Annotated in this window: 23 protein-coding genes; 18 read left to right on the forward strand and 5 right to left on the reverse strand. The window is 32.2% G+C overall.

Annotated elements, in window-relative coordinates; translation table 11 throughout:
* Positions 1–99 precede the first annotated feature (99 nt).
* From QYS48_RS11160 to QYS48_RS11230, 15 genes are all read left to right on the forward strand, one after another.
* A complete protein-coding gene (locus QYS48_RS11160; RefSeq protein WP_308355972.1) occupies positions 100–1,377 on the forward strand; it encodes an N-acetylmuramoyl-L-alanine amidase in 1,278 nt (425 codons plus the stop codon).
* Positions 1,378–1,455: 78 nt separating this feature from the next.
* The gene (locus QYS48_RS11165) at positions 1,456–2,088 is read left to right on the forward strand and encodes an HAD family phosphatase (protein ID WP_308355973.1); all 633 of its coding nucleotides are present in this window, start codon (positions 1,456–1,458) and stop codon (positions 2,086–2,088) included.
* On the forward strand, positions 2,085–3,212 hold the full coding sequence (locus tag QYS48_RS11170; RefSeq protein ID WP_308355974.1) for a site-2 protease family protein: 1,128 nt from the start codon (positions 2,085–2,087) through the stop codon (positions 3,210–3,212). The genes QYS48_RS11165 and QYS48_RS11170 overlap by 4 nt, the downstream gene beginning before the upstream one ends.
* A gap of 71 nt (positions 3,213–3,283) precedes the next feature.
* A complete protein-coding gene (gene gldA / locus QYS48_RS11175) occupies positions 3,284–4,192 on the forward strand; it encodes a gliding motility-associated ABC transporter ATP-binding subunit GldA (protein ID WP_302101750.1) in 909 nt (302 codons plus the stop codon).
* 4 nt (positions 4,193–4,196) lie between these two features.
* The gene (gene gldF, locus QYS48_RS11180; RefSeq protein ID WP_302101749.1) at positions 4,197–4,931 is read left to right on the forward strand and encodes a gliding motility-associated ABC transporter permease subunit GldF; all 735 of its coding nucleotides are present in this window, start codon (positions 4,197–4,199) and stop codon (positions 4,929–4,931) included.
* A complete protein-coding gene (gene gldG, locus QYS48_RS11185; RefSeq protein WP_308355975.1) occupies positions 4,919–6,610 on the forward strand; it encodes a gliding motility-associated ABC transporter substrate-binding protein GldG in 1,692 nt (563 codons plus the stop codon). The genes gldF and gldG overlap by 13 nt, the downstream gene beginning before the upstream one ends.
* Positions 6,603–7,535 (forward strand): hypothetical protein, encoded by a 933-nt coding sequence (locus QYS48_RS11190; protein ID WP_308355977.1) that lies wholly within the window; start codon positions 6,603–6,605, stop codon positions 7,533–7,535. Before gldG ends, QYS48_RS11190 begins: the two co-directional genes overlap by 8 nt.
* A gap of 235 nt (positions 7,536–7,770) precedes the next feature.
* Positions 7,771–8,895 carry a DNA polymerase III subunit beta gene (gene dnaN / locus QYS48_RS11195; protein WP_308355978.1) on the forward strand — a complete coding sequence of 375 codons (1,125 nt, stop codon included), beginning with the start codon at positions 7,771–7,773 and terminating at the stop codon, positions 8,893–8,895.
* A gap of 593 nt (positions 8,896–9,488) precedes the next feature.
* Entirely contained in the window at positions 9,489–10,721 is a 1,233-nt protein-coding gene (locus tag QYS48_RS11200) for a hypothetical protein (protein WP_308355979.1), read from the forward strand.
* Entirely contained in the window at positions 10,708–11,130 is a 423-nt protein-coding gene (locus QYS48_RS11205; protein ID WP_302101744.1) for a hypothetical protein, read from the forward strand. Before QYS48_RS11200 ends, QYS48_RS11205 begins: the two co-directional genes overlap by 14 nt.
* Before the next feature lie 632 nt (positions 11,131–11,762).
* Positions 11,763–13,073: a hypothetical protein gene (locus QYS48_RS11210; RefSeq protein ID WP_308355980.1), complete on the forward strand. Its 1,311-nt coding sequence runs from the start codon at positions 11,763–11,765 to the stop codon at positions 13,071–13,073.
* Positions 13,024–13,470, forward strand: coding sequence for a hypothetical protein (locus tag QYS48_RS11215; RefSeq protein WP_308355981.1), 447 nt, complete (start codon positions 13,024–13,026; stop codon positions 13,468–13,470). The genes QYS48_RS11210 and QYS48_RS11215 overlap by 50 nt, the downstream gene beginning before the upstream one ends.
* 321 nt (positions 13,471–13,791) lie before the next feature.
* Positions 13,792–14,529, forward strand: a complete 738-nt coding sequence (locus QYS48_RS11220) for a phenylalanine 4-monooxygenase (protein WP_308355982.1) — start codon at positions 13,792–13,794, stop codon at positions 14,527–14,529.
* A gap of 92 nt (positions 14,530–14,621) precedes the next feature.
* The gene (locus QYS48_RS11225; RefSeq protein ID WP_308355983.1) at positions 14,622–15,272 is read left to right on the forward strand and encodes a protein-L-isoaspartate(D-aspartate) O-methyltransferase; all 651 of its coding nucleotides are present in this window, start codon (positions 14,622–14,624) and stop codon (positions 15,270–15,272) included.
* 117 nt (positions 15,273–15,389) lie between these two features.
* The gene (locus QYS48_RS11230) at positions 15,390–16,418 is read left to right on the forward strand and encodes a glycosyltransferase family protein (RefSeq protein WP_308355984.1); all 1,029 of its coding nucleotides are present in this window, start codon (positions 15,390–15,392) and stop codon (positions 16,416–16,418) included.
* Here the strand turns inward: QYS48_RS11230 and QYS48_RS11235 are convergent.
* The gene (locus QYS48_RS11235) at positions 16,379–17,851 is read right to left on the reverse strand and encodes an SDR family oxidoreductase (protein ID WP_308355985.1); all 1,473 of its coding nucleotides are present in this window, start codon (positions 17,849–17,851) and stop codon (positions 16,379–16,381) included. The genes QYS48_RS11230 and QYS48_RS11235 overlap by 40 nt on opposite strands.
* 146 nt (positions 17,852–17,997) lie before the next feature.
* On the opposite strand from QYS48_RS11235, the gene QYS48_RS11240 reads away from it, so the two are divergent.
* On the forward strand, positions 17,998–18,477 hold the full coding sequence (locus QYS48_RS11240; RefSeq protein ID WP_308355986.1) for a hypothetical protein: 480 nt from the start codon (positions 17,998–18,000) through the stop codon (positions 18,475–18,477).
* Here the strand turns inward: QYS48_RS11240 and QYS48_RS11245 are convergent.
* Positions 18,470–19,726: an aspartyl protease family protein gene (locus QYS48_RS11245; RefSeq protein WP_308355987.1), complete on the reverse strand. Its 1,257-nt coding sequence runs from the start codon at positions 19,724–19,726 to the stop codon at positions 18,470–18,472. The two genes, QYS48_RS11240 and QYS48_RS11245, sit on opposite strands and share 8 nt — an antisense overlap.
* A gap of 22 nt (positions 19,727–19,748) precedes the next feature.
* Between QYS48_RS11245 and deoC the strand changes: the two genes are divergently transcribed.
* The gene (gene deoC, locus QYS48_RS11250; RefSeq protein ID WP_308355988.1) at positions 19,749–20,396 is read left to right on the forward strand and encodes a deoxyribose-phosphate aldolase; all 648 of its coding nucleotides are present in this window, start codon (positions 19,749–19,751) and stop codon (positions 20,394–20,396) included.
* Here the strand turns inward: deoC and QYS48_RS11255 are convergent, their stop codons facing one another.
* Complete coding sequence (locus tag QYS48_RS11255) at positions 20,397–20,900, reverse strand: hypothetical protein (protein WP_302101736.1); 504 nt, start codon at positions 20,898–20,900, stop codon at positions 20,397–20,399.
* A gap of 69 nt (positions 20,901–20,969) precedes the next feature.
* Positions 20,970–21,362 (reverse strand): hypothetical protein, encoded by a 393-nt coding sequence (locus tag QYS48_RS11260; RefSeq protein ID WP_302101735.1) that lies wholly within the window; start codon positions 21,360–21,362, stop codon positions 20,970–20,972.
* 96 nt (positions 21,363–21,458) lie between these two features.
* On the opposite strand from QYS48_RS11260, the gene cdd reads away from it, so the two are divergent.
* Positions 21,459–21,932 (forward strand): cytidine deaminase, encoded by a 474-nt coding sequence (cdd, locus tag QYS48_RS11265; protein ID WP_308355989.1) that lies wholly within the window; start codon positions 21,459–21,461, stop codon positions 21,930–21,932.
* A 61-nt stretch (positions 21,933–21,993) separates the two neighbouring features.
* Here cdd and QYS48_RS11270 read toward each other — a convergent pair whose 3' ends face one another.
* The gene (locus tag QYS48_RS11270; RefSeq protein ID WP_308355990.1) at positions 21,994–25,719 is read right to left on the reverse strand and encodes a T9SS type A sorting domain-containing protein; all 3,726 of its coding nucleotides are present in this window, start codon (positions 25,717–25,719) and stop codon (positions 21,994–21,996) included.
* Positions 25,720–25,747: the final 28 nt, after the last annotated feature.

Genomic DNA, 25,747 nt, shown 5'->3' on the forward strand with positions numbered 1-25,747 from the left:
CTTAATTTAGATAGGTCGATTTTTTGAATCGACCTATTTTTTTGATCTATATTCAATAATTTTACAAAACTAAAGTTATAATAATTAGATTATTGAATTATGTTTAGAATCATTGCTATTTCATGTTTAGTCTTATCTCTTTCTTCCTTAAAGGCACAACAAAAAAGATTGACCACCATACCAATAGAAATTTCCTCAAACCAGAGATTTAATTTGAGATCGAATTTTGAATTTACTGCAATTGCTCTAAAATCTAAAAATGAGATAGACTTTAAGGAAATTTCTTTTTTATTAAAAGATGAGAGTATAGTTTTTCATAACAGTCCACACCAATTAGATAATTCAAATTATTTCTACTCTACAATAATTCATTTTAACGAATCTACATCTGAGCTAAAGCTGATGCTGAAAAATCAATCAAAACTTCAGATTGAAGCTATTTTAATCAATGGAGAAGGTAATTACGCTAGTTCATTAAAAATGAGAACGAAGCAGGATTCGAATAATTGCCAGCTCGAAGGTGTTATAACGCAAGATGAATGGAGGTCAGGATTAGCTGAACCAAGCTATAGTAGAAGCTTCACAGATACTGAAAATTTAATAATCCATCACTCAGCGGGTTCAAATAATATTACAGACTATACGCTTGCAGTTCGAAATATTTACATTTTTCATACTCAGGAAAATGGATGGTCTGATATAGGTTACAATTATCTGATAGCTCCCAATGGGGCTATATATGCCGGCAGGGATCCGGCAGATGGTGAACAGGATTTAGTTATAGGCGCTCATTTTTGTGGATCAAACTCTACTACTATGGGAGTTTGTTTATTAGGGAATTATGAGACTGTTGATCCAGAGCAAGACATGCTCAATAGTTTGGAGAATCTTTTGAGTTGGAAAGCTTTTAAAGATGATTTAGAAGTTTTAGCTACAAATTCCCACCCGTTAAATTCAAATCTTGGAGTAATTGCAGGTCATCAAGACGGATGCAATACATTATGCCCTGGTATAAATGTTTATGAAAAACTTGACGAGATTAGGCAAAATGTAGATGTTCAAGTATCGACTTGTCGAGGTGAAGATAAACCAGTTATTGAAATAGAATTTGATACACTTCTAAGTACTAATTTATATCCGAACCCTATTCGAAACAACTTCTCATTTAATCTGGAATTAGATGAAAATCAACAAAATGATATTCAATATATTCAGATCTTTGACCAAAGAGGTAAATATATTAAGTGGGAGAAATTATATTTTAGGGAGAATAAGATTGAAGTACTATTACCTAATACTTTAACATCAGGAATTTATTTTCTACAAATAGTTTTTAATTCTCATCAGCAGGAACTACAACGTTTTATGATCCTATAATAAACCTAATGCTTATATCTTATTTTGAATTAGGGGGATGAACAGCCATATTTGCATTCATTAAAATAAAGAGAAAAATTGCAGAAGATAAAAACTATAATTTTTGATTTAGGGGGTGTTATTATTGATTTACATGTAGAGAAAACAATCATTGCATTTTCAGACTTATCTGGGTTGTCAAATCAAAAAGTAGAAGACGCTTATTTATCAGCCTCAGTTTTTAAAGAATATGAGAAAGGATTAATTTCAGACGATCAATTTATATCTCAACTTAAAATGGAATTTAAGATAGAGGCGCATGAAAGTGAGATAAAAAAGGCATGGAATGCTATGCTGGGTCAAATTCCAATAAATAGGGTAGAAGAGGTGAAAGCTTTGCTAAAAGAATATAAATGTATTGTATTAAGTAATACGAATGCAATTCATGAAAAAGCGTTTCATAAGATTTTATCAGATTCATTTCCTTATTCTCATTTAAACGATTTATTCAATGAAGTTTATTTTTCTCATGAGTTAAATCAAAGAAAGCCTGATTCTGAAATATATGAAAATGTTCTAAAGCAGTCTCAAACACTTGCAGAGGAAGCTTTGTTTATGGATGACTCAAAACTAAATTTAGAATCAGCTACTCAATTAGGTATTCATACACTTCATATACCTAGAAATGGAGGCTTTATAGAGCTGTTAAACAGTAAATTATCTGAAATATGATTGAGAAAAATGCTCGCTACTACTTAAAAAAGATATTACTATTTGTAATTACTTTTATTACCACTACTCTTGCGGGTTCAGAATGGATTACGAATAGAATCATATTTTATTCCCCTGATTACTCTTGGACAGATTTTATTGCTGGGATGGAGTATTCAATCCCATTTCTATTTATTTTAACTGTTCATGAATTTGGTCACTTTTTTACGGCTAAATACCATAAAGTTGAAGTCACTTTACCCAATTACATTCCAATGTGGCTAGGATTTATCGGCTCAGTTTCTTTCGGTACATTTGGCGCTTTAATTCGAATTGTTGGACCAATACGATCAAGAAAACAATTTTTTGATATTGGAATAGCAGGTCCGATTGCTGGTTTTATTGCTGCATTAGGTGTATTATTTTATGGATTTACAAATTTACCAGAACCTGAATATATATTTGAAATTCATCCAGAGTATGAGCAATATGGTTTAGATTACGCTAATCATGTATATGATGATGAAGAGATAGTTAGTTTAAGTCTAGGAAATAATCTATTATTCTCATGGTTTGAAAAGTATGTTGCAGATCCTGATCGATTACCAAATCATAAAGAGATTATTCATTATCCTTATTTATTTGCTGGATTTCTTGCACTTTTCTTTACTGCTTTAAATCTAATCCCTATCGGTCAACTAGATGGTGGGCATGTTATATATGGTCTTTTTGGAGCAAAAAACCACTTTTATATCGCTTTTGGATTATATATGATATTCACATTCATGGCAGGACTGGGTCTAATTACTGCTGGAATTCCAATAAGTTCAATGCTTTTATATAGTGTTTTCTACATCGGTTTTTTATTTATGTCATTCAGAGGATTAGGCTTTGATAAGAGTACTACTTGGATGATTGCGGTTGGTATGTTTGCTGCCCAATACTTAACTACCTATTTGTTTCCTTCCATCACAGGTTTTTCTGGTTATTTATTGTTTGTGTTTTTATTAGGTAGATTTATTGGGGTAAAACATCCGATAGCTTCAGATGATAGATCCTTGAGTACAGGAAGAAAAGTTTTAGGATGGTTATGTCTTATAATATTTATCATCTGCTTTAGTTTTGAACCTTTAATATTAGATTAATTCAGGAACTTGAATTATATATAATTATTACGCTATTTTTGCGTTCATCAAACAAAATCACAGAATTCTGAATGTCCATTTTCGTTAAGGATCTTACTAAAACTTTTGGCGAGCAAATCGCAGTGAATACTATTTCCTTTGAAATAAAAAAAGGAAATATAGTAGGTTTCCTAGGGCCGAATGGTGCTGGTAAATCAACTAGCATGAAAATGATAACGGGAACTTTACCCTCTGATTCTGGACAAATATTGGTTGATGAAATTGATGTTTCCCAAAATCCTCTTGAAGTAAAAAAACATATTGGTTATTTGCCAGAGCATAATCCTTTATATCTAGATATGTATGTTCATGAATTCCTTAGGTTTTGTGGAGGTATCTATGGATTATCAGGTTCTGAATTAAAGAACAGAGTTACAGAATTAGTTGAGCTTTGCGGATTAACTAAAGAGCAGAATAAGCAAATTGGAACACTGTCAAAAGGCTATCGACAAAGAGTAGGCTTAGCTCAATCTTTGGTCCATGATCCTTCTGTTTTGATTTTAGATGAGCCAACCACAGGTCTTGATCCAAACCAAATTATTGAAATAAGGAATTTAATCTTATCGATAAGTAAGGATAAAACAGTGCTCCTTAGCACTCACATTATGCAGGAAGTGCAAGCCATGTGTAATAGAGCAATCATTATTAAAGAAGGGACGATTGTAGCGGATCAGCTGGTAAATGAATTAACAGATGAAAAGGAGAAGTTCACTATTAAAGTAGAATTAGAATCTGAATCTGATTTATCATATTGGTCGCAACACGCTGAGGTTAATAATCTTAAAATGATTAATAAGGTTGAGTATTTGTTTGAGACAACAAGTGATATTAGGAAAGAAATATTTAAGTGGGCAGGTCAAAATGATGTAGAATTGATTGGTATCTCTCTAGAGAAAGGGAATATGGAAGAAGTGTTTCGAAAACTTACTCAAAATAATTAATCCCATGTGGAGTATTTTTAAAAAGGAAATAAATAGCTTTTTAAATTCACTAATTGCCTATCTGGTAATGGGTGTTTTTTTAGTCAGTATGGGGCTGCTTGTATGGGTTTTTCCTGATACTGCGATTTTTGAATTTGGCTATGCAGATATGGGGATATTTTTCAATCTAGCTCCTTATGTTTTGATGTTTCTTATTCCTGCCATAACCATGAAGGCCTTAGCTGAAGAAACCAAAAGCGGTACTTTTGAGCTATTGATGACAAAACCTATTACAGAATTAAAACTTCTATTAGGTAAATATTTTGCAGGATTAGTTCTTGTTGTTATTTCTCTTATTCCAACATTAGTATACTATTTCTCACTGTCTTATTTGAGTAATCCTGTAGGGAATATAGATACTGCAGGGATAATTGGAGCCTATATTGGCTTATTATTTCTAGCTTCTTCATATACTGGAATTGGTATTTTCTCATCCTCATTATCTGAAAATCAGATCGTGTCCTTCATCATTGCCGTTTTCATAAGCTTCATAGTTTTTATGGGATTCTCCTCTATTTCTGATTTAGCTTTTGTTTCTGAGTTGGATATTCAAATTGATAAAATTGGTATGTTGGCACATTATGATGCATTGGGTAAAGGAGTGATTGATTTTAGAGATGTATTATATTTCATTTCTATCAGTAGCTTGTTTCTTGGAGCCACCTATATGGTATTAAAATTAAGAAAATGGAATTCTTAAAAAGGAAATCAACGGAATACATACTTAAATTTCTAATACTATTCACATTAGTAGTTTTAGTTAATCTCGGTTTTCGATATCAGATATTTCGTATTGATATGACAGAGGAGAATAGGTTTTCTATGAATGATGCTACGATCACGCTCTTAAAAAATCTAGAAGAACCCGTTTATGTTGAAGTCTATTTAGAAGGTGATATTAATTCTGAATTTACAAGATTACAGACGGCCATAAAGCAAACCTTAGAGCAATTCAAAACTTATGCATATGGAAATCTGCAATACAATTTTGTGAATCCTGATCAAGCTAGTTCAGCAAACGCTAGAAATGAATTTTATAGATACCTTATTGATAAGGGAATTCAGCCTACTACCGTTTTCGATAATAAGGATGGAAAGAAATCTCAGAAACTGATTTTTCCAGGAGCAGAAATATCATATGGTGGAAAAAGCTTACCTGTAATTTTATTAAACGGTAATAATGCAGCTGGGGCTAGCGAAGCTATTACTCAATCTATTGAGAATATTGAATATGAGCTCGCTAATGCTATTAAAAGCTTGGCAAATGTAGATCGAAAAAGTATTGCTCTCTATCAATCTAAAGAATCTGCATCAGGAAGTGTGTTAAAAGGATTGAAGGATGCCGTATCTCAGAAATATGATTTAATTCCGGTACAGAATACTGCAAGACTTCAGAATTTTGATGCTGCAATCTTTATAAAACCAACTAAGGAATTTTCTAATTCTGAATTATACGATATTGATCAATATATCATGAATGGTGGTAAAAGTTTATTCTTTTTAGATGGATTAATGATGGATGTGGACTCCATAAAGGATTATGGAGCACTGGCATTACCTGTAGAAACAGGCTTAGATGATTTACTATTTAAATATGGCGTAAGAGTCAATAAGGATATCATTCAAGATGTTAATAGTGGAAATTTCCCTATTGTTACAGGTAATTTGGGAAAGGATGCTCAAATACAACTTTTGCCATGGCCATATTATATCATCTTAAATAATTACGCTGATCATCCCATAGTTAGAAATATGGATGCAGTTTATGGGAAATTTGTAAGTTCCATTGATACTGTTTTAGCTCCTGACATAACTAAAACTCCATTAATTTTTACTTCTGATTATACTCGAGTTTTAAATGGACCTATCCATATCAGTTTTGAAAGTTTAAAAGAAGATGTTAAACCTGAGAATTTTAATAAAAAGAATGTTCCGGTCACTTATTTGTTAGAGGGGAAATTTAATTCAGCCTATCAAAACAGACTGGTGCCTAAAGGTAAAGATGAAAGTAAAAGATTAAATAAAAGTGAAAGTAATTCAATTATTGTGGCCTCTGATGGTGACTTGCTTTTAAGTGAAATTAATAAAAAGAATAATCAACCATTTCCATTAGGTGTTGATCCTTATGCCAATCGCCCCTCTAACTTTGCTAATGAGCAGTTAATTCTTAATATGTTGAATTACTTATTGGATGATGACGGATTAATAATCTCTAGGAGTAAAGATTTAAAAATTAGACCCTTAGATAAGGTGAAAGCTCAAGAAGATAAGCTTTTGATGCAACTATTGAATGTTGCCTTACCAATCCTTTTGATTGTTTTATTCGGACTAATAAGATTTTATTGGAGGAAAAGAAAATATGCCAAATTCAATGAATAAAGCTCAATCCAAAAAGAATATATCTTTATTGTCGATCTTAATTGTTATGGTCTTATGTACCATAATTGTATATAATTATAACCCATACGAAAGGCGTACTACTACTTTTGAAAAGGATCTGTTTTCAATTCAAAATGCCTTTGAAAATATTTCAAGAATAGAGATTAATGGAGAGGGTATATCTAATACAATTGAAAAGAAATCAAGCTATTGGACAGTAAATGAAGAATATCGATTAGATGCTTCTATGCAGCAAGTGTTTTTTAAATTATTAGAAGAAATTAGTATTCAAAGAGCTTTGGTAAATGAAACTGCAGAAGAAATTAAACAGCAAGTATTGGATACTGGAGTGAGTGTTAATATTTATGGTCAAAATGAATTAATTAATTCCTATACGGTGGGAGGAGATTTTCAAGCTTTAAAATCTTATTTTATTAAAGGTGATGATGTTTATTTAGTACAGCTGCCAGGTTACCAAAGTTATGTTGCAGGAATATTTGAAGTATCAGAAAGTGATTGGAGAGATAGAGTTATTTTTGATGGGATTTGGCAAGATATGGTGACACTTACAATTGATAGGCCCAATCAAAAAGAACTAGTATTTAAGTATGAAGATCAGTTATTGCGCTTACAGAACGAAAAAGCAGATACAGCCAAAGTCATGAATTTTGTGGAACGATTCAATTATTTTTTTGTGGATCAGTTTTTACCTTCTGATCATATTGCATTAGAAAAGAAAGAAAGCTTCCAAGAGGCAGGTTCTATCGCCATTGATGCCTTAGATGATAATGAGGATTTAGATTTGAAGCTCTTTAAAAACCCTGATTTTAATGCGTATTTAGTTCATATTAATGATAAGGAATGGGCAGCTATCCGAAACGAAAGGATGGAGAAAATATGGATTGAATTAGAGAAATTGCTTTAAGTGTACCAGTTTTATTCTATCATATTAAGCTTTTAGCTCAAATTCCTTAACTAAATTTATATCACATTTCAGTCTTTTATTAAAAATTGATTTCATTTACTAATTTTTAGTTGGGAAATGCGCTATAAAGTATAGATTTGCAAATTAATTTTTAACTTTGTTGGTAATAAAAAATCAAGAAGTTTATAGCTGAGCTTTTACAATTATTTTAAAAGCTAGCACTAAATAAAAAACTATGAAATTTTTAGTATCCTCATCTGCATTATTAAAGCAAATTTCATCCATTAATGGAGTTATTTCAACCAATCCAATGGTTCCCATCTTAGAGAATTTCTTATTTGAAATTCAAGATGGATTATTAACCATTACAGCTTCAGATTTACAAACTTCCATGATTACTGAAATTGATGTAGAATCATCGGAAAATGGAAGTATTGCGGTACCTGCTAGGATTTTGATGGATACGCTTAAAAATTTACCAGAGCAGCCTGTAACTTTCTCAATAGATGAGGAAACCTACAGTATCGAAATTAGCTCTGACAATGGACGCTATAAGCTTGCAGGAGAAAATGCTACAGACTTCCCTAAAGTACAGGAGGTTGAAAACCCTGATACAGTAGATATTTCAGCAGATGTTTTAGCAACCGCTATCAATCATACCATTTATGCTACAAGCAACGATGAGCTTCGTCCTGCTATGGGTGGTGTTTATGTTAAGTTTGATGAAACCAATACAACTTTTGTAGCAACCGATGGTAACAGATTAATCCGTTACAGAAGAGTGGATGTGGCTTCTGATGCAGGTACTGGAATTATCATTCCTAGAAAAGCACTTTCATTATTGAAAAATAGCCTGCCTGCTGAAAATGTAAACGTAGCGGTAGAATTTAATATGTCTAATGCTTATTTCAAGTTTAATAACATTAAACTAATCTGTAGATTAGTGGATGAGCGTTTCCCAGACTATGAAAATGTAATTCCTGCGGAAAACAACATCAAGATGACCATCAACCGTCAAGAGTTTATGGCTTCTTTGAAAAGGATTAGCATTTATGCGAATAAGACGACACATCAGGTTCGATTAAAAATTAATGGGAGTGAATTACAAATCTTCGCAGAGGATTTAGACTTCTCTAATGAAGCAAGTGAGATAATGGCTTGTGAACATAATGGAGATGATATTGAAATCGGATTTAATGCTAAATTCTTAATCGAGATGCTGAATAACCTTGATAGCAAAGAAATTAGTATTGATATGTCAGCACCTAATAAAGCTGGTTTATTATTCCCTTCTGATATGGATGAAAATGAAGATATCTTATTATTGGTTATGCCAGTGATGTTAAATAATTACGTTTAAGAACAATAATTAACTTCAAAATATTTGAACCTCTGGAAGCCTCTTCTAGAGGTTTTTTTGTATTTCAAATGATTATTGTTCTGGTTTTAATTGTCAATAAGTGTCAAGAATCTCATAAAACAGGATGTAATTTATATTAATTTTTTCAATTTATTAAGGGTGTAATTATTTGAATAAATAATCCTCTAAGTCCCATTAAAGCTTTTTTGGTATTAATGTATTACTTTTTAATGTTGGAACATCAAACTAAAAACTAAATATATTATGTGATTTACTTTGGTTTTATGTATTTTTTTTTTTTTTTGATTTGTGAAGTTTCAAAATAAAACCTTACAGAAAACCCCAATTGACAGACTAAAAATGCTAGCTAAGTTTTTTTGATATTGGAGCCACTGAAGGTAGAGTTTTGAAGAAAAAAATCAAACCTTAATTACTAATATGATGAATTTTTTAAAGCTATATTATTCAATCTTCTTTTCCTTACTTTTTTATTTTCTTGTGGTGTTCAAGATGAGATAAACCCAAATGATTTTGAAATTGAGGAAAATGCTAAAATTAAATTATCTATTGAATCATCAAGCGAAATTCAGAGATTGAAAGAGAAATTGAGCGGAGAGTTAAACAGTGTGAGTTCTCGAAATAGTACAAATTATACAGAAAATGCTGATTGGCTAAATGTTTTAAGAGACCCTAAGGAAGCCCAAATCAATTACACTTTGCCATTACCAGTAGAAAAGGAAGGAGATAATTTAATCATAAGTAATTTAATTATAGTTCAAAGCAGGAATACTGATAATTTGAATTATGCTGTTGTTAAAATCACTTATAAGGATGATGCAACTATATACACCATTCATGATTTGGAGGAGAAATATAATTATACAAGTCAAAGTAATGCTCAAAATGAAACAGGCAGGATAATAGGTGATTGTTATGAAATTATGTTTGAGATTCCCTGGTCGATTGAGGTTGGTGGTACAGTTGTTCATGGTTCCGATATACATACTGAATTGATTTGCAATGATGGGGGAGGTACATCTGGGAGCACTGGAGAGAGTGGTGGTGGTGAGACATTTCCAAAACTGACAGGAGCAGAACCCGATGGTACCGAAGGTATTGATTTAAGCATTAGCATTGTAGGTAATCCTACTGTTGAAGATGCGTTGGAGGCACATAATTGGGAAAAGCAAATTGAAGATTCTCAGCTTGAACCATGCATGCAGTCAATTATGACTGACTTAAAGAATTTAAATAAAGGAGTAGGTGAAATTATACAAAAATTTGCTGGTGACTTGGATGGATATAATTGGGAGGTAAAAGAAGGTAAGCTAAGTCAAGGTACAGGTATGACTTTAACGCGTTATAATAACTCTACAGGAACTACTACATCAATATTCGATTCGAAATCTTGGCCAAATGCTTCTGATTTATCTTGGGCAAGGACGATTTTGCATGAAGCTGTACACGCTAAGTTAGTTGCTCATTATAATGTTGATAGACCAGATTTCTTAGGAACTTATACTGATATGGTTCAAGATTGGAATACTTACCAAAATTGGGAAATTGTACATCATGAAGAATTTGCTAGAAGCCTTATTAAAGGAATTACTGATGCTCTTAAAGAATTTGGAATTCAAAGAGGTTATTCACATCACAGACAATTTTATCAGGATATGTCATGGGCTGGATTACAGGAAACTGAAATATTTAAGAAGCTACCTTCTGCAGTTCGGGAACGTATATTAAATGTTAATTCTATTGAACTAACTGGAAAAGATTTAAGTCAAATCTCACAAACTCAAAAAGGAACAGATGCAGGATGTTAAATTATTTTTATTGGTTTACATTGTTTTTATTTGCACGTCTTGTAATAGATATAATGATAGAGATTTTAGACTTAATGATAACAAGGGCGGATATACCGTTGAATTTCAATCATCTAAAAACAAAGAGAGAGACTCATTGGTAGTTAAGGGAAATGTTTATGATCAAGATTCAAAAAAGCCTTTAGCTGCTACATTCATTAATTTTTATTGTGAAAAAGTTCAAACAGATGCTACGGGTTTCTATCAATTCAAAATTCACTTAAATTTGGATGTTGAATATTTTTTTAGAGCCATTTCAATTGGGTATAAAACAGTAAATACAGAAATTATACCTTTAATTAAATCTGATACTTTAATTATTGATTTTTATTTGGATAAGGACGAAACGCCAATATTTCATTGCAATTAATAAGGCTTTAAATGGTATGGAAAATATTATTGATTTTTATTTTGAAGTCAAATTGGCGTATTTATTCGAAACCTCTGGAAGCCTCTTCTAGAGGTTTTTTTGTATTTCAAATGATTATTGTTCTGGTTTTAATTGTCAATAAGTGTCAAGAATCTCATAAAACAGGATGTAATTTATATTAATTTTTTCAATTTATTAAGGGTGTAATAATTTGAATAAATAATCCTCTAAGTCCCATTAAAGCTTTTTTGGTATTAATGTATTACTTTTTAATGTTGGAACATCAAACTAAAAACTAAATATATTATGTGATTTACTTTGGTTTTATGTATTTTTTTTTTTGATTTGTAAAATTTCAAAATAAAACCTTACAGAAAACCCCAATTGACAGACTAAAAATGCTAGCTAAGTTTTTTTGATATTGGAGCCACTGAAGGTTGAGTTTTGAAGAAAAAAATCAAACCTTAATTACTAATATGATGAATTTTTTTAAAGCTATATTATTCAATCTTCTTTTCCTTTCTTTTTTATTTTCTTGTGGTGTTCAAGATTAGATAAACCCAAATGATTTTGAAATTGAGGAAAATGCTAAAATTAAATTATCTATTGAATCATCAAGCGAAATTCAGAGATTGAAAAAGAAAGTAAGCGGAGAGTTAAACAGTGTGAGTTCTCGAAATAGTACAAATTATACAGAAAATGCTGATTGGCTAAATGTTTTAAGAGACCCTAAGGAAGCCCAAATCAATTACACTTTGCCATTACCAGTAGAAAAGGAAGGAGATAATTTAATCATAAGTAATTTAATTATAGTTCAAAGCAGGAATACTGATAATTTGAATTATGCTGTTGTTAAAATCACTTATAAGGATGATGCAACTATATACACCATTCATGATTTGGAGGAGAAATATAATTATACAAGTCAAAGTAATGCTCAAAATGAAACAGGCAGGATAATAGGTGATTGTTATGAAATTATGTTTGAGATTCCCTGGTCGATTGAGGTTGGTGGTACAGTTGTTCATGGTTCCGATATACATACTGAATTGATTTGCAATGATGGGGGAGGTACTTCTGGGAGCACTGGAGAGAGTGGTGGTGGTGAGACATTTCCAATACCAACTGGTGGGGGCTCCGAAGGAATAGATGATAATGATGGAAGTATAAGCATTGTAGGTAATCCTACTGTTGAAGATGCAGTGGAAGCACATAATTTGGAAAAAAAGATTGATGATTCTCAGCTTGAACCATGTATGCAGTCAATTATGACTGACTTAAAGAATTTAAATAAAGGAGTAGGTGAAATCATACAAAAATTTGCTGGAGACCTGAATGGATATAATTGGGAGGTGAAAGATGGAGACTTACCAGAAAATCAAAATGCATTCACTAGTCAGCAATATAATAGTGTAACGGGGACTGTTACATCTACATTTGATACGGATAAATTTCAAAATGCTTCTGATTTATCTATCGCTAGAACGATTTTACATGAAGCAGTACATGCAATTATTTTAGCTGATTCAAGAAATATTCCTACTGAAGTGGGGACTAAGTATCCAGATTTAATTAGAGATTATGCTTTGCAAAAATTTGGAGGTGATGCAAATTCTATTCAGCATGCAGAGTTTGTGAGAAATTTTGTAAATGAAATTGCAGTAGCTTTGAATCAATATGGAACATTAAAGGGGTACTCTAGTGAAGAAAATTTCTCTCCACAATATTACAAAGATTTGGCTTGGGGAGGATTAACACATTGGACAAAACTTGATGAAAATGGAGATCCCTTAACAGATGACCAGGGTAATGTTATATTTGAAGAAACAACTTGGTTTCAATCAGAGTATCGTTTTAGTTCCAGTAGGAATAGAGTACTAAATATAATTAAAGATGAACAAGAAGGTAATGCAAATCAGAAGGGGAACAATGCAGGCTGTTAATGTTAGATTATTGATGTTGTTTTTGCTGATGTCGTGTTCATCTAATAGAGGTGGGTACGTCCGAATTCCCGATAGTGCAAAAGGAGGAAGTTATCAGATTAGTCGAGAAAGGTCTAATGATGGATATACCAAATTGGGAGGAGCATTTTATTTGAAAGAATCTTCAAATCAGACAGTGGATGCTGGAGCTTCAGTTAATGGAGTTTTAATTAATATTGATTCTGGGAAATTTATGTTAGATGTCATGCCAGGTGATTTTGAGATATCAGGAGGGTTCATTGGGTATAAATGGGTTGTGTTTGAAAATTTAAAAGTTCAAAAAGGAGATTCAATTTATTTGAAATTTTATCTTGAGCAAGACAACAGACCCTTAATTAATTATGAAGAGCCTAATTAAGCAGGCTTACTATTCCCTTCTGATATGGATGAAAATGAAGATATCTTATTATTGGTTATGCCAGTGATATTAAATAATTATGTATAATTGAAATTAATTTGGTTTTATAATTATCACTACATATATTTGCCTCAATGAATTTTACGCACAACACATATTATTACTATTATCAGTCCCCGAAAGGAATCGGTAATGGTAGTGTTATGCATATTTTGTAAGACATATTTTAAATAAAAAATATACCAAGCCCGGTTCCAATGGAATCGGGCTTTTTTTATGTCCAAATTTAAACACTAACATTAAAATTTAATTATTATCAACATGCAACAGATTTATGAAAATTACACAATTGAAGACCAAGATGTTTGGGGAATCCTTTTTGGAAGGCAATTTCAAAATATTAAAAAAGTAGCTACTAAGGAGTTTGTAGATGGAATTGATAAAATCCATTTTACTGAAAAAGCTATTCCTAACTTCAAGGAAACTAATAAATATTTAAAAGAGCTAACAGGTTGGCAAGTAGCGGCTGTTCCTGGTATTGTCGAAGATGATAAATTCTTTGAATTATTAAGTAATAGAATATTTCCAGCTACCACTTGGTTGAGAACTCGTGAACAGTTAGATTATTTAGAAGAACCAGACATGTTTCATGATGTCTTTGGACATATTCCATTATTAACGAACCAGCCATTTGTAGACTTCTTACAAGGATTAGCTAAAATTGGATTAAAACATTTGGATAATGAGTGGGCAATTCATTTACTCAGTCGTATTTATTGGTTTACAATTGAGTTTGGCTTAATCCGTGAAGAGGGGGATTTAAGAATTTATGGTGCTGGTATTATTTCTTCACCAGGGGAAACTAAATTTTCAATTTCTGATGAACCAGAGCATTTTAATTACGATGTAGGAAAAATAATTGATAGTAGTTACAGAAAAGATAAGTTTCAAACGAAGTACTTCATTATTGATGACTACGAACAATTATACAGTTCTTTACCTGAAATTGAGCAAGTGATTGAGGATAGGTTAAAAAAGGAACCCATTAGTATTGATTAAACAACAGAAAAGGTAGGATTTCTTAATGAGATTCTACCTTTTATTTTTATGATTGTTCACTTCTAATCCTCAAAATTTTATAAGTTTGAAAAATGGTTGAGGATAGCTATAAACATAAGGGAATGCGTAGGCGGCTTATTCAGAAGCTGCGAGAGAAAGGGATAAATTCCGAAAGAGTATTAGAAGCTATGGGGAATATACCCAGACATATATTCTTTGAAAATGCATTTCTTGAACATGCTTATCAGGATAAAGCTTTTCCGATTGGCCATGGGCAAACAATTTCACAGCCCTACACTGTAGCCTTTCAAACTCAACTACTCAATATTTCACCAGGTGATAAAGTTTTAGAAATTGGAACTGGATCAGGTTACCAAGCAATGGTTTTGCATGATTTAGGAGCCAACCTATATACGATTGAATATCAAAAGCCACTCTATGAGAGGACTAAGAACTTCCTACCTCAATTAGGTTACAAAATTCATTTTTTTCAAGGAGATGGTTCAAAAGGATTGAAGGCTCATGCGCCATTCGATAAGATTATAGTAACTGCTGGTGCTCCAACAGTCCCTAATTCGTTAATTGAGCAATTAAGAATAGGAGGGTGTCTTGTTATCCCTGTAGGTGATAATACGACTCAACAGATGTTAAGGCTCACAAAGGTTTCTGACAGAAAGATATCCAAAGAAGTATTTTCCAATTTTAGTTTTGTGCCACTAAAAGGTGAAGAGGGCTGGAGATAATTAATGCCTACCATTTTCTATACTATTAAGTAAGTTAATAATTCCATTATCATTTCATGATTTTGAGTTGATATTCAAGTCATATTACATAAGTACCTTTCTGAAAAATGAAAAGTAATGAAAGTATTATATGCAATTCAAGGTACTGGAAATGGGCATGTGAGTAGAGCAAGAGAAATAATTCCTATTCTGAATAAGTATGCATCAGTAGATGTTTTGATCAGTGGAATTCAAGCAGATGTTGAATTAGAATATTCAATACAATATCATTTTTATGGCTTAAGTTTCATTTTTGGAAAAAATGGAGGTATTGATATATGGCAGACCATTAAAAAATTTAAGCCGATTCGATTAATAAGAGAAATTATGAGTTTGCAACTTTCTCAATATGATCTTATTATAAATGATTTTGAACCAGTATCTGCATGGGCTTGCGTTTTTCGTTTTAAGAAATGTATTGGTTTGAGTCATCAATCTTCAGTTATTCATCCTTTTTCCCCAAGACCCCAAAAGTTTGAATTTTTATCTCACCTAATTTTAAAATATTACGCACCATCAAAAATTAACTATGGGTTTCACTTTAGAAGGTATTCAGAAAACACTTTTACCCCGGTTATACGTAAAGAAATCAGAAATTTAAAACCCAAAAAGGGGGATTATTTTACAGTTTATTTACCTGCTTATAGTGATGAGAGAATAGCCAAAGTACTGATGAGAGTTGAAGCTAAATTTCAAGTTTTTACAAAACATAGTAATAAGAAATACAATAGAGATAATATTGAATTTACACCAATTAATAATACGTCATATCTTAAAAGTTTAGAATCCAGTTTAGGCTTAATTTGCGGAGCAGGATTTGAAGGTCCTGCTGAAGCTCTATTTTTAAAGAAAAAGTTATTAGTCATTCCAATGATGTCACAGTATGAGCAAAAATGCAATGCCGCTGCATTGGAAGAAATGGGAGTTTCTGTATTAAAAAAATTAAGTTTAAAATATATCAGTGATATTGAAAACTTTATACTACAGCAAGATTATTTTAGTATAAATTATGAAAATGAAACAGAAGATATATTGGTTAGTATTTTACATCAGCATATTCACAATCCTCAATTGATATCAGCTAATTCTAGATTATCATTTTCTTGATGATTGATAATACTCTTCATCATTCCATTGAAAATAAATTCATGAAATACTATGATACTATACCAATAAAGCCGTCCTAATAACCCGTGGGGTCTGAATGTAGCGGTTTGTGTAATCTTATTCTTTCCATCTTCTTTTGAAAGTTTGAACTCCAACCATGCTTCTCCAGGCAATTTCATTTCTGCAAATAATAAAAGTCTACCTTCTTCTTTATTTGCAACTAATACACGCCAAAAGTCTAATGAATCACCTGCGACTAATTGATCAGGACTTCTTCTTCCACGCCTTAGTCCAACGCCTCCAACTGCTTTATCCATATATCCTCTAATCTTCCATAAGAAATTCCAATAATACCAACCTCTATCGCCACCTATTTTCCAGATATTTGTTAAAACTTCAGATCGGTCTCTTTCAAAGAAAGATGATCTTTTATCTACAAAACAACCATGAAAAGGAACCTTGACGAATTCTAATAATTCTGTATTGATTTTAGAGCTGGCTAATGCATCTTTCCAACTTGACACTACCTCATTCTGTGCAATTTTATCAAATGCCATTTGTACTGCATCACTGTATGTAATAAGCTGCTGAGGTACTATTTCTTCTATTCCTTTGTTTTGAACAATTACTTCGTTTCTCATACTATCAACTAAGCTTCTTGCAATTTTGTAGGAAGTTGAGGTAACAAAATGAAGCCAGTAAGAACTTAAACGTGGGGTTAATACTGGTAATGTTAATATATACCTATTTAAACCACGAACCTCTGCAAAAATGAGAAGCATTTGTTTATAAGTAAGTATATCTGGCCCTCCAATGTCAAATGTTTTGCCATACGCCTCTTCCTTTCCAATAATACCAGAGAGATAGTTTACTACATTTCGGATCGCAATAGGCTGGCATTTTGTTCTTAACCATTTAGGTGCCACCATTACAGGTAGTTTTTCTACTATATCTCTAATTATTTCAAAGGATGCACCACCTGAGCCAATTATGATTGCTGCTCTTAATACTGTAAGGGAGGCTTTTGCATTGTTAAGAATAGACTCTGTTTTTTTTCTTGAGCTTAGGTGTTTTGAGAGATATTCGTCATTTGATATTCCACTTAGATAAACAATATGTTTACAATTTGTCGTGTCTATTGCTTTTACAAAGTTCTCCGCAGTCTCTTGTTCCATTTGCTGGAATTTTCTTGAAGAGCTACCCATTGAATGAACTAAATAATATGCTGCATCGATATCCTTTGGAAGATTTTCTAGTTCTTCAGGTTTTAAAAGGTCAGCCTCATAAAACTCTATTTTATCAATTAATCTGTCCTCTAATTCAATCCTTCTTTTATCTCTTACAAAACAAATAACGTCATGCCCTTGCATGACTAAAATTGGCAATAGTCTTCTACCTATGTATCCATTCGCACCAGTTAATAAAATCTTCATAAGTTAAAAACCAACTCAAGCAATAAAAGTTGTAATTGATATTTGTCGATAAAATATTGTGAGTTATAGAAATAGTCTAGTATTTGTCTGTTTGCTTTTGTATATTGTATAAAATAAATAATAAATTGTAATATAGTCATAGGGTTATGGAAGGGATAAAAACACTTAGTCTTGGGAAGAAAGCAAATATGAATCACGATATCAGTGTGTTATTAGTGGGAAATAACCCTATTGAAATGAGCAGTATTTATGACAAGCTGTCGAAATTAAAGGGTAAAATTAAAAGGATTGAGACAGCTTTTACTCAGGAAGATGTATTAAGTAAAATTACTTTAATGCACCCTAACTGCATAGTTTTGGATGATAATTTAGGTATTGCCCCTTTGAAAACTATTATTAAAAATGTTAATGCTTTAAGTAAAGACATGATTTCTATAACCTTATTGAAATCAGAGAATAGAGAAGAAATTACATCTGGGGTACAAGAGTATTTGATGAAAGATGGAATTAGTGAGCTTAGAATATATAATGCATTAAGGAACGCTGTAAAATTCAAGAAGACTCAACAGTATTTCAAAATTAAGTATAGATCTGGTAAAAGAAGCTTAAAAAGAATGTTTATATAAAAGCTTCTAGGTAAAAAGTGAATTCCAGAATTTGATCACCTCTTTTGACGGTAAGATTTATCTTTTTACCGTCTTTTTTACTTAAAGTATTATTAATTAGTTCTAGGCTTAGATCTTTACCTCTTATTCCATTTAAGCTCATAATTTTATCTTCTACTTTTATTCCTGCCTCCCAGGCGGGTGTGTTTTCACGAACCCTTTCAATTTCATAATAGGGTTCTAAAAAATATTCACCTTTGGCAATTACTGATAAGCCACTCATATCATGCTTAAATTCTTTCTTTAAAAAACCATTTCGTTTTATGTATAGTGTTTCATTGCCATAATCAAAATACATTTTAAATCTTTTTAAAACACCACCCCCTATAGTTCCATTTCTACCTGTATTAACAATGATATCATGATAAGCACCTGAATCTGGATAATTCGTTACAACTTGCTCAAGTTTATATTTATCAATATAAAGTTTAGGAATTCTAGCTGCATGACCTTCAATATTTCCAGCGATACCGGCACCTAATATATCTCGGACATTTTTTTCAGGAAGGTTTAGATATTCATTACTATTTTTATGCAGCATTAAAGGATGTGAAGCGCCAGTGTCTATCATTAACTTCGTTTTTATCACTGTTGAATCATTCACAGCAATATTTTGAAAAATATAGGGTTTACTATTTTCAACAGACATATTAATTCTTTCATAAAAGAATAAAGGGCGATTAAAATTATATGGATTAAAAATCTTCAATATTTCATTATGATAATCTATTTTCACAATGAAGTTTTTGAAGAAATCATATCCTAAAATGCCATGAACTTTAACTCCAATCCTTTCTTTTAGGTCTAAGTAATCTTCTTTAAGTATTAATAATGATATATTATTTCCAGTTACCTCTCCAACTTTTATACTGGTTCTATTAACTATAAATGCTTCAACTTCTCTTAGGCCAGCAGCTCCAACTAGTGTTAGTTTTCTGTCAGGCTCTATATTTAAAATATCGCTATATGTTTTATCAATTAAAACTGTATTAGTAACACCAGTATCTACTATAAATTTTAGTGGAATAACTCCTTCAAATAATACGTCTACAATGATTAAATTACTGTTGAGCTTGAAAGGGATTATAGTACTATTTTTACCTTCGTTTATTTCAAAGCCAAATCTTATACTTTGACCTGAAACATTTTTATATTCAGATGTTATTAATAGTAAGGTTAAAAAAGCATGAAGAATACACTTTTTAATCATTTTAATCAATTAAGTAAACAATATGAGAAATATACAAAAATACATTGAGCATACTAATTTAAGCACCACAATAACATCATCTGATATTGAAATGTTACTTCAAGAGGCAATTGATTATAATATTTATGGAATATGTGTACCACCATTTTGGGTTAAAAAAGCAAAAAGAGATATTGGTAAATCAGATATTCAATTGGTTACCGTAATAGGATTTCCACTTGGGTATCAAATGAGTCAAACAAAGGAAGCAGAGGCTTTACAGGCTATTAAAGATGGTGCTGATGAATTAGACTTAGTTTTAAATATTTCTGCTTTTAAATCGGAAATGATGTGGCCAAAAATAGAAGTGGCAAAAATAGGGAAGTTAGCGCACGAGCATGGGAAAATATTAAAGGTTATTATTGAAACAGCATATTTAAATAATGAGGAAATAGTTGAAGCTTGTAAATTATGTGCTGATGCTGGTGCTGATTTTGTAAAAACCTCAACTGGTTTTGCCTCATCAGGGGCTAAGGTAGAAGATGTGAAACTAATGAAATCTGTTTTACCTGATCATGTAGGGATTAAAGCTAGTGGAGGTATTAAAACGTATGATCAAGCTATTGAATTAATTGATGCCGGAGCAGAAAGAATAGGAACTTCATCTGGCCCAGCTATTTGTAAAAAATAATTAGGCAATTTTTAAAGGAACAATTCCTTTATGCTTATAGATTTTAATTTGAAAGTGATCTGAAATGTAATTTTTTAATCTAGAATAGGCTAATTGAGACTGTTTGTCATTTGGGTAAAAAATAGCAGTTTCCAAAACAGCTTTTAAAAAGTGTCTTGATTTTGAAAATTCTATAATCCAGTTCCTCAAGGCTTCAGTCCAATCTTCTTGGTATTTATCTTGATGGTCTCTACCATCGAATAGCAATTCTAACTGGTTAGAGCTATACTTATATCTATAGTATCCTGCTAACTCATCATAAAAACTGGAAAGTTCCTGAAGATTGTAATCGGTAGTATTTATGATTTTTTCAATTGATTTATCTTTTAAACCCAAAGGATTATATCTCAGTAGATAAATATCCTTTACTATCTCAACTATATGATTTAGTAAGGAATCTTTAAGCTCCATTTGAGCATTTTCTAATAGATAATTTTTATCAAAAGGAAAAAATCTGCGCCTCATTAAAATTTATTTTTTCAAATATAAAACCAAAACCATAAAATGTGAAGGCTTTGGCTTTAAAATAAAAGTTTAATGCCTAATGCCACATTCTTCACAGAACTTCATTTTTTCAGGTGGTCGTTTTTTTGGTTTTCTTTTATGACCGAAGTAGGTCCAATCAGAATATTGAGGTTTCTCCATTTCTTTGGCTTGTTTACGCTTTTCTTTGGCATTTTCTTCCATTCTTTCGTAATATTCCAATACTAATTGATCTCCCCAGTCTAGTTTTTGTTTCTTTTTCAATAAACCAAAGAACCAGGTTTCCTGAGCTACTGGAGCTCTTCTGCTATACCTATTAGTTTGTTCCTCAGGGTTTAAACTAGAAGGACTTTGATATTCTGATTTTGATTGGCTAATGGGCTGTTGTTTACAACTCGCCATAAATAACACCATAATTACAAGTACAAAACAAAATTTATTCATGTTTACTAAACGTTAGGTGCCAAAAATATTGTGATCATTAGGAAACATAAATTGAAGTAAATAGTATATTGTAACCCATTTAAACAAAAATGACAGTTGAAAAAGGATACGATTCAAATTGATTATAAAAAATACGGTTCAATAACTGAACTCTCTGAGGATTATCAAAAATTATGGAAAGCTGCGTTAGAAGCGCGGAAATATTCACATTCTCCATATTCAAATTTTACTGTAGGGGCAGCAATTGAATTAGAAAATGGTGAAATAATAACTGGAACCAATCAGGAAAATGCGTCTTTCCCAGCCGGATTGTGTGCTGAAAGAACGGCTATGTATAGAGCTGGAATTCAAGCCCCAAACAAGAAATTTAAAAGGATTGCAATTGTAGCTACTAGAAGAGGAGAGGAGGCGTTAGCAAGTGCGCCACCTTGTGGAGGATGTAGACAAGTTATGTTAGAATTTGAAAAAAGACATCAACAAGGATTTGAAATACTTTTTACGGATGCAGATGATAATTTTATCCTAATCGATAAGCCAACCGATTTATTCCCATTCTCATTTGTCTTTTAAAAAAAATACTCACCCTAAAGTATAGAGTGAGTATTTTCAGTGGGTTAGACTCTTTAACGATTTATTGTTTTATCATCTTTGACATCATATAATTACCTGCATCATCCTTAATTTGAATGATATAAGTTCCTACAGCTAAATCGCTAATACTAAATTTATTTTCACCTTCTATAAGCTTCATCCTTTTATGTAAAACACCTTTAACATCATAAATTAATATCTCATTTGATGTTGCAGAGTTTTTCAATTTTAAGGTTAATTCATCTCGAGCAGGATTCGGATAAAAACTAAATGAAACCTTTTTATTAGGTTCGTTTGCAGTTACTCTTCCAGTTTCAGTAACTGTAATTTTACCATCTTCCACCACTGCTTCTACACTGACTACTTCACCTTGTTGTCCACTTAAATTAAAATCAATATCCGTAGCTTCATCTACTTCAACCCCTGGATATTCTATTCGTATTCTGTAGTCACCACTTGGTAGATTAGGGAAAACAAACTCACCATCTTCATTGGTTTTTAAATAAGCTACCAAAACATAATTATTTTCTATAAGCCTTAGACTACCATTTGTATTTCGCGAAGAACCCGTTAACCTTCTTACACTTACACCAGCTCCCGAAACTCTTCTTCTTGGCAAAGCTCTAAGTGTAGAATCTGCTTCTTCAAATTCCTCTTCTAGGAAACCAGCGATTTCTGAGCCTGGCTCGGTTAAAGGAGCGGGTTCTTTTTCCACCTCTATTATAATATCTGAAACACTTGTTTCTAAGAATAAAGTATCAGCTAATTGCCAGTCCAAAGTATTCCCCAAATAAGTTGGAATCAAATCAGGATAATCAACTGGATCAGGATCAGCTAAAATTATATAATCTCCCAAAATTAGATTTTCAAAATTAAAGGTGTTAGCACCTCCTAAAGCTTGAACTGCTGCAGTATCATACTTATTAGCAAATGGATTTATGGCAAATAATCTAACATTTCCTGTATTTACATTAATATTTTCAATATCTACTACTGAACCTGAAACATTCCCTGCAATCGTTTCATAAGGGATATAAGTTCTATGACTTCTTTTCCCACTTTCGTCTACTGCCTGAAATACTAAATTATAAGTCTGATTAGGTTCAATAGATGATCTATTTGGAAGGAATTCTATTTGAATATCATCAGCAGGTGTAAAACCTCTCACATTAAATGGAGTAGAGGATGCATTATTTCTTCTGTAGAGATACCGAATTCTCTGAATATTTTCTGAAGAATTACTCTTCACACTAACTGCAGCGGATAATCTGGTTCCAATTGTAATATTATAAATAGACGGAACAGGGGGTAAGCCACTTAATTGATAGGGATTTGTTCCTGCAAAAGCACCTTGTGGTAATGCCGCATCAACTGGTACAAAATCATTATCAATAGTAAATGAACCTGAGCCATTTGTAAAGAGACCAGCATTGTAAGCTATATTTCCGCTAAAAGTATTACTTCCGCTTCCTTGATTACCAATGATGTTATTGGTAAAGCTAACATCATTAATACTGTCATTTATTACTCTTATATTATTATAATTGAAAACAACATTATTTAAGCCATTTCGACTCGAGTTAATTACATCGAAGAAGGTTTTTACAGTGTCGATAATATTGTTTGATGCATTAATGTTATCGTAAGATCTAAATACATTTTGTACTGATGTTGCAGTGAATTCAAATCTACCTATATAGTTTCTCTCTACATCAATCCCATCATTTTTATCACCTAATGACAATTGTCGAATTCTATTACCAACTATTCTAACATTCTTCAAGGTATCCGGTGCTGCAGAAGACTGGTTATTTAATCTCAATAATCTTGAAGATATGCCGTAAACTTCAGTACCTGCTGCTGCAAAAGATAAATCAATGAAATCAATATTAGCAGCTTGAGTATTGAATTGAGTATTAGGGTTTTCAGCCAAGAAATAGCCTGGCCCAATTAATACTCTGGCACCATCAATAATAACTCCTCCATATATTTCATTTGAACCTGCTATATATAATGTGTCACCAGCCTTAGTTGCTGCAACTGCTTGAAATAAGGATCTAAAATCAGCAATAGTCCCCGCTCTGTTATCGACATACCAGTTTCTTCTTCCACCTTGGATTTTTAAATTGATAGGGGCGCTATTTAAAACTAAATCAGGTAAAGATGGATGGGTTGATCTTAATACATATCTACCCGATTTTGCCGTATTGTAATTATCAATAGTTAAATTGATATCAATTTGACTAGTCAAGCTATCACCATTCTGAATCCAGATATATTCTGCATCTGCTTCATTATTAATTGCACTTTCAATAGTAGTGGAACCACCTATTGTAACATCTATATCCTGTTGAGCACCAATTGGATTTTGAGGTGCATATGAGAAATCAACTGTAGTTCCTACATATGGAAGAAGTGATTCAAATTGAAAATTATTTCTATCCAGAAAAACAAAATTCAAACCTGATAAACTGCTGATATCTGGTAAAAAGTTGAATGAATTTCCACGCAAATCTAGGGTTTGCAACTCTGCTGCATTGGTAATTTCAATAGGAAAAGCTCCTGAAAGTAAATTGTTTCTCAAGTATAGGGAAAATAAATTGGTTAGATTTCCTATTCTATCATCAATTGAACCTGTGAAACGTTGTTCAGACAAATCTAAATCTCTGAGATTTGTTAGGTTGTAAACACCTTCAGGAAAAGGACCACCATTTGGTCTTGTATTCCAGATAATTAACACTTCCAATTGAGTTAATTCTCCAAGATTATCTGGTAAATCAACTAAAAGGTTTCTATTTCCTCCTGCATGGAGTGCTCTGAAATTAGGCATATTTAAAACATCAGGTAAAGTTCCTGAAAAATCATTTCCCGATATCCATAATTCTACTAATGAAGGGGCATTTAAGATTTCAGCCGGTATTGCTCCTGAAAGGCTACAATTTTCCAAGAAAAGAAAAGTCAATAATTCCATTTGACCTATCTCTGGAGGTATTGTTCCCGATATGCTATCATTTTGACTTAAATTTAATTCTGTTAGTAGATCTAAGTTGCCTATTGTATTTGGAATAGGCCCGCTAAGTTGATTGTTGGCAAAATGAAACTGCTGTAGATCTGGAGCATTTCCAATTTCAGTCGGGATAGGTCCTGTAATTTGATTGTTAAATAATCTTAGCTCTAGTAAGCCAGGTCTAAATATCTCTGGTAAAATAGGGCCAGTGAACGCACAATCATGTGCTGAGGCTCTTTCTAAAGCTGAGAAATTCACAAGGATATCAAAAAGATTACCTTCCAAGCTAGGGTTGTTCCAAAAATAGAAACGCTTGAGTGAATCTAAATTTTTGATTGACTCGGGCATCGTTCCCGTTAAATTGTTATCAGCCAGCCAAACTTCTTCTACTCTTCCTGTAGGCCCTAAAGAAACGCCTTGCCAATCCGCAAGCGGAGCAGTTAACCATCCTGTTGCAGAAATCCAAGCTGTATCTCCTGGATTGGTCGCATTATATAAATCAACCAAAGCCAATGAATCAATAATGCTCGCTGTTACAGGATTATTCTGCGATCTAAACAAGCTTTGAAAACCCGGTGCCAAAATGGTTCCTCCAGATGAAATAGGAGAGGTGCTATAAGCACTTCCGCTCACAGTCATGCTAGTAGTTCCATTCACCAGCTTCTCGCCACTTATTGTATAGGTGTTATTCTGCAATGATTGAGAAAACACATTTAAGCTAAGTGTTGCTAATATGATTAACGATAATATTTTTTTCATAATGTTTCGTTTTAAGATGAAACCATTT

The sequence above is a fragment of the Marivirga arenosa genome, assembly GCF_030503895.2.
Taxonomy (GTDB): Bacteria; Bacteroidota; Bacteroidia; order Cytophagales; family Cyclobacteriaceae; genus Marivirga; species Marivirga arenosa.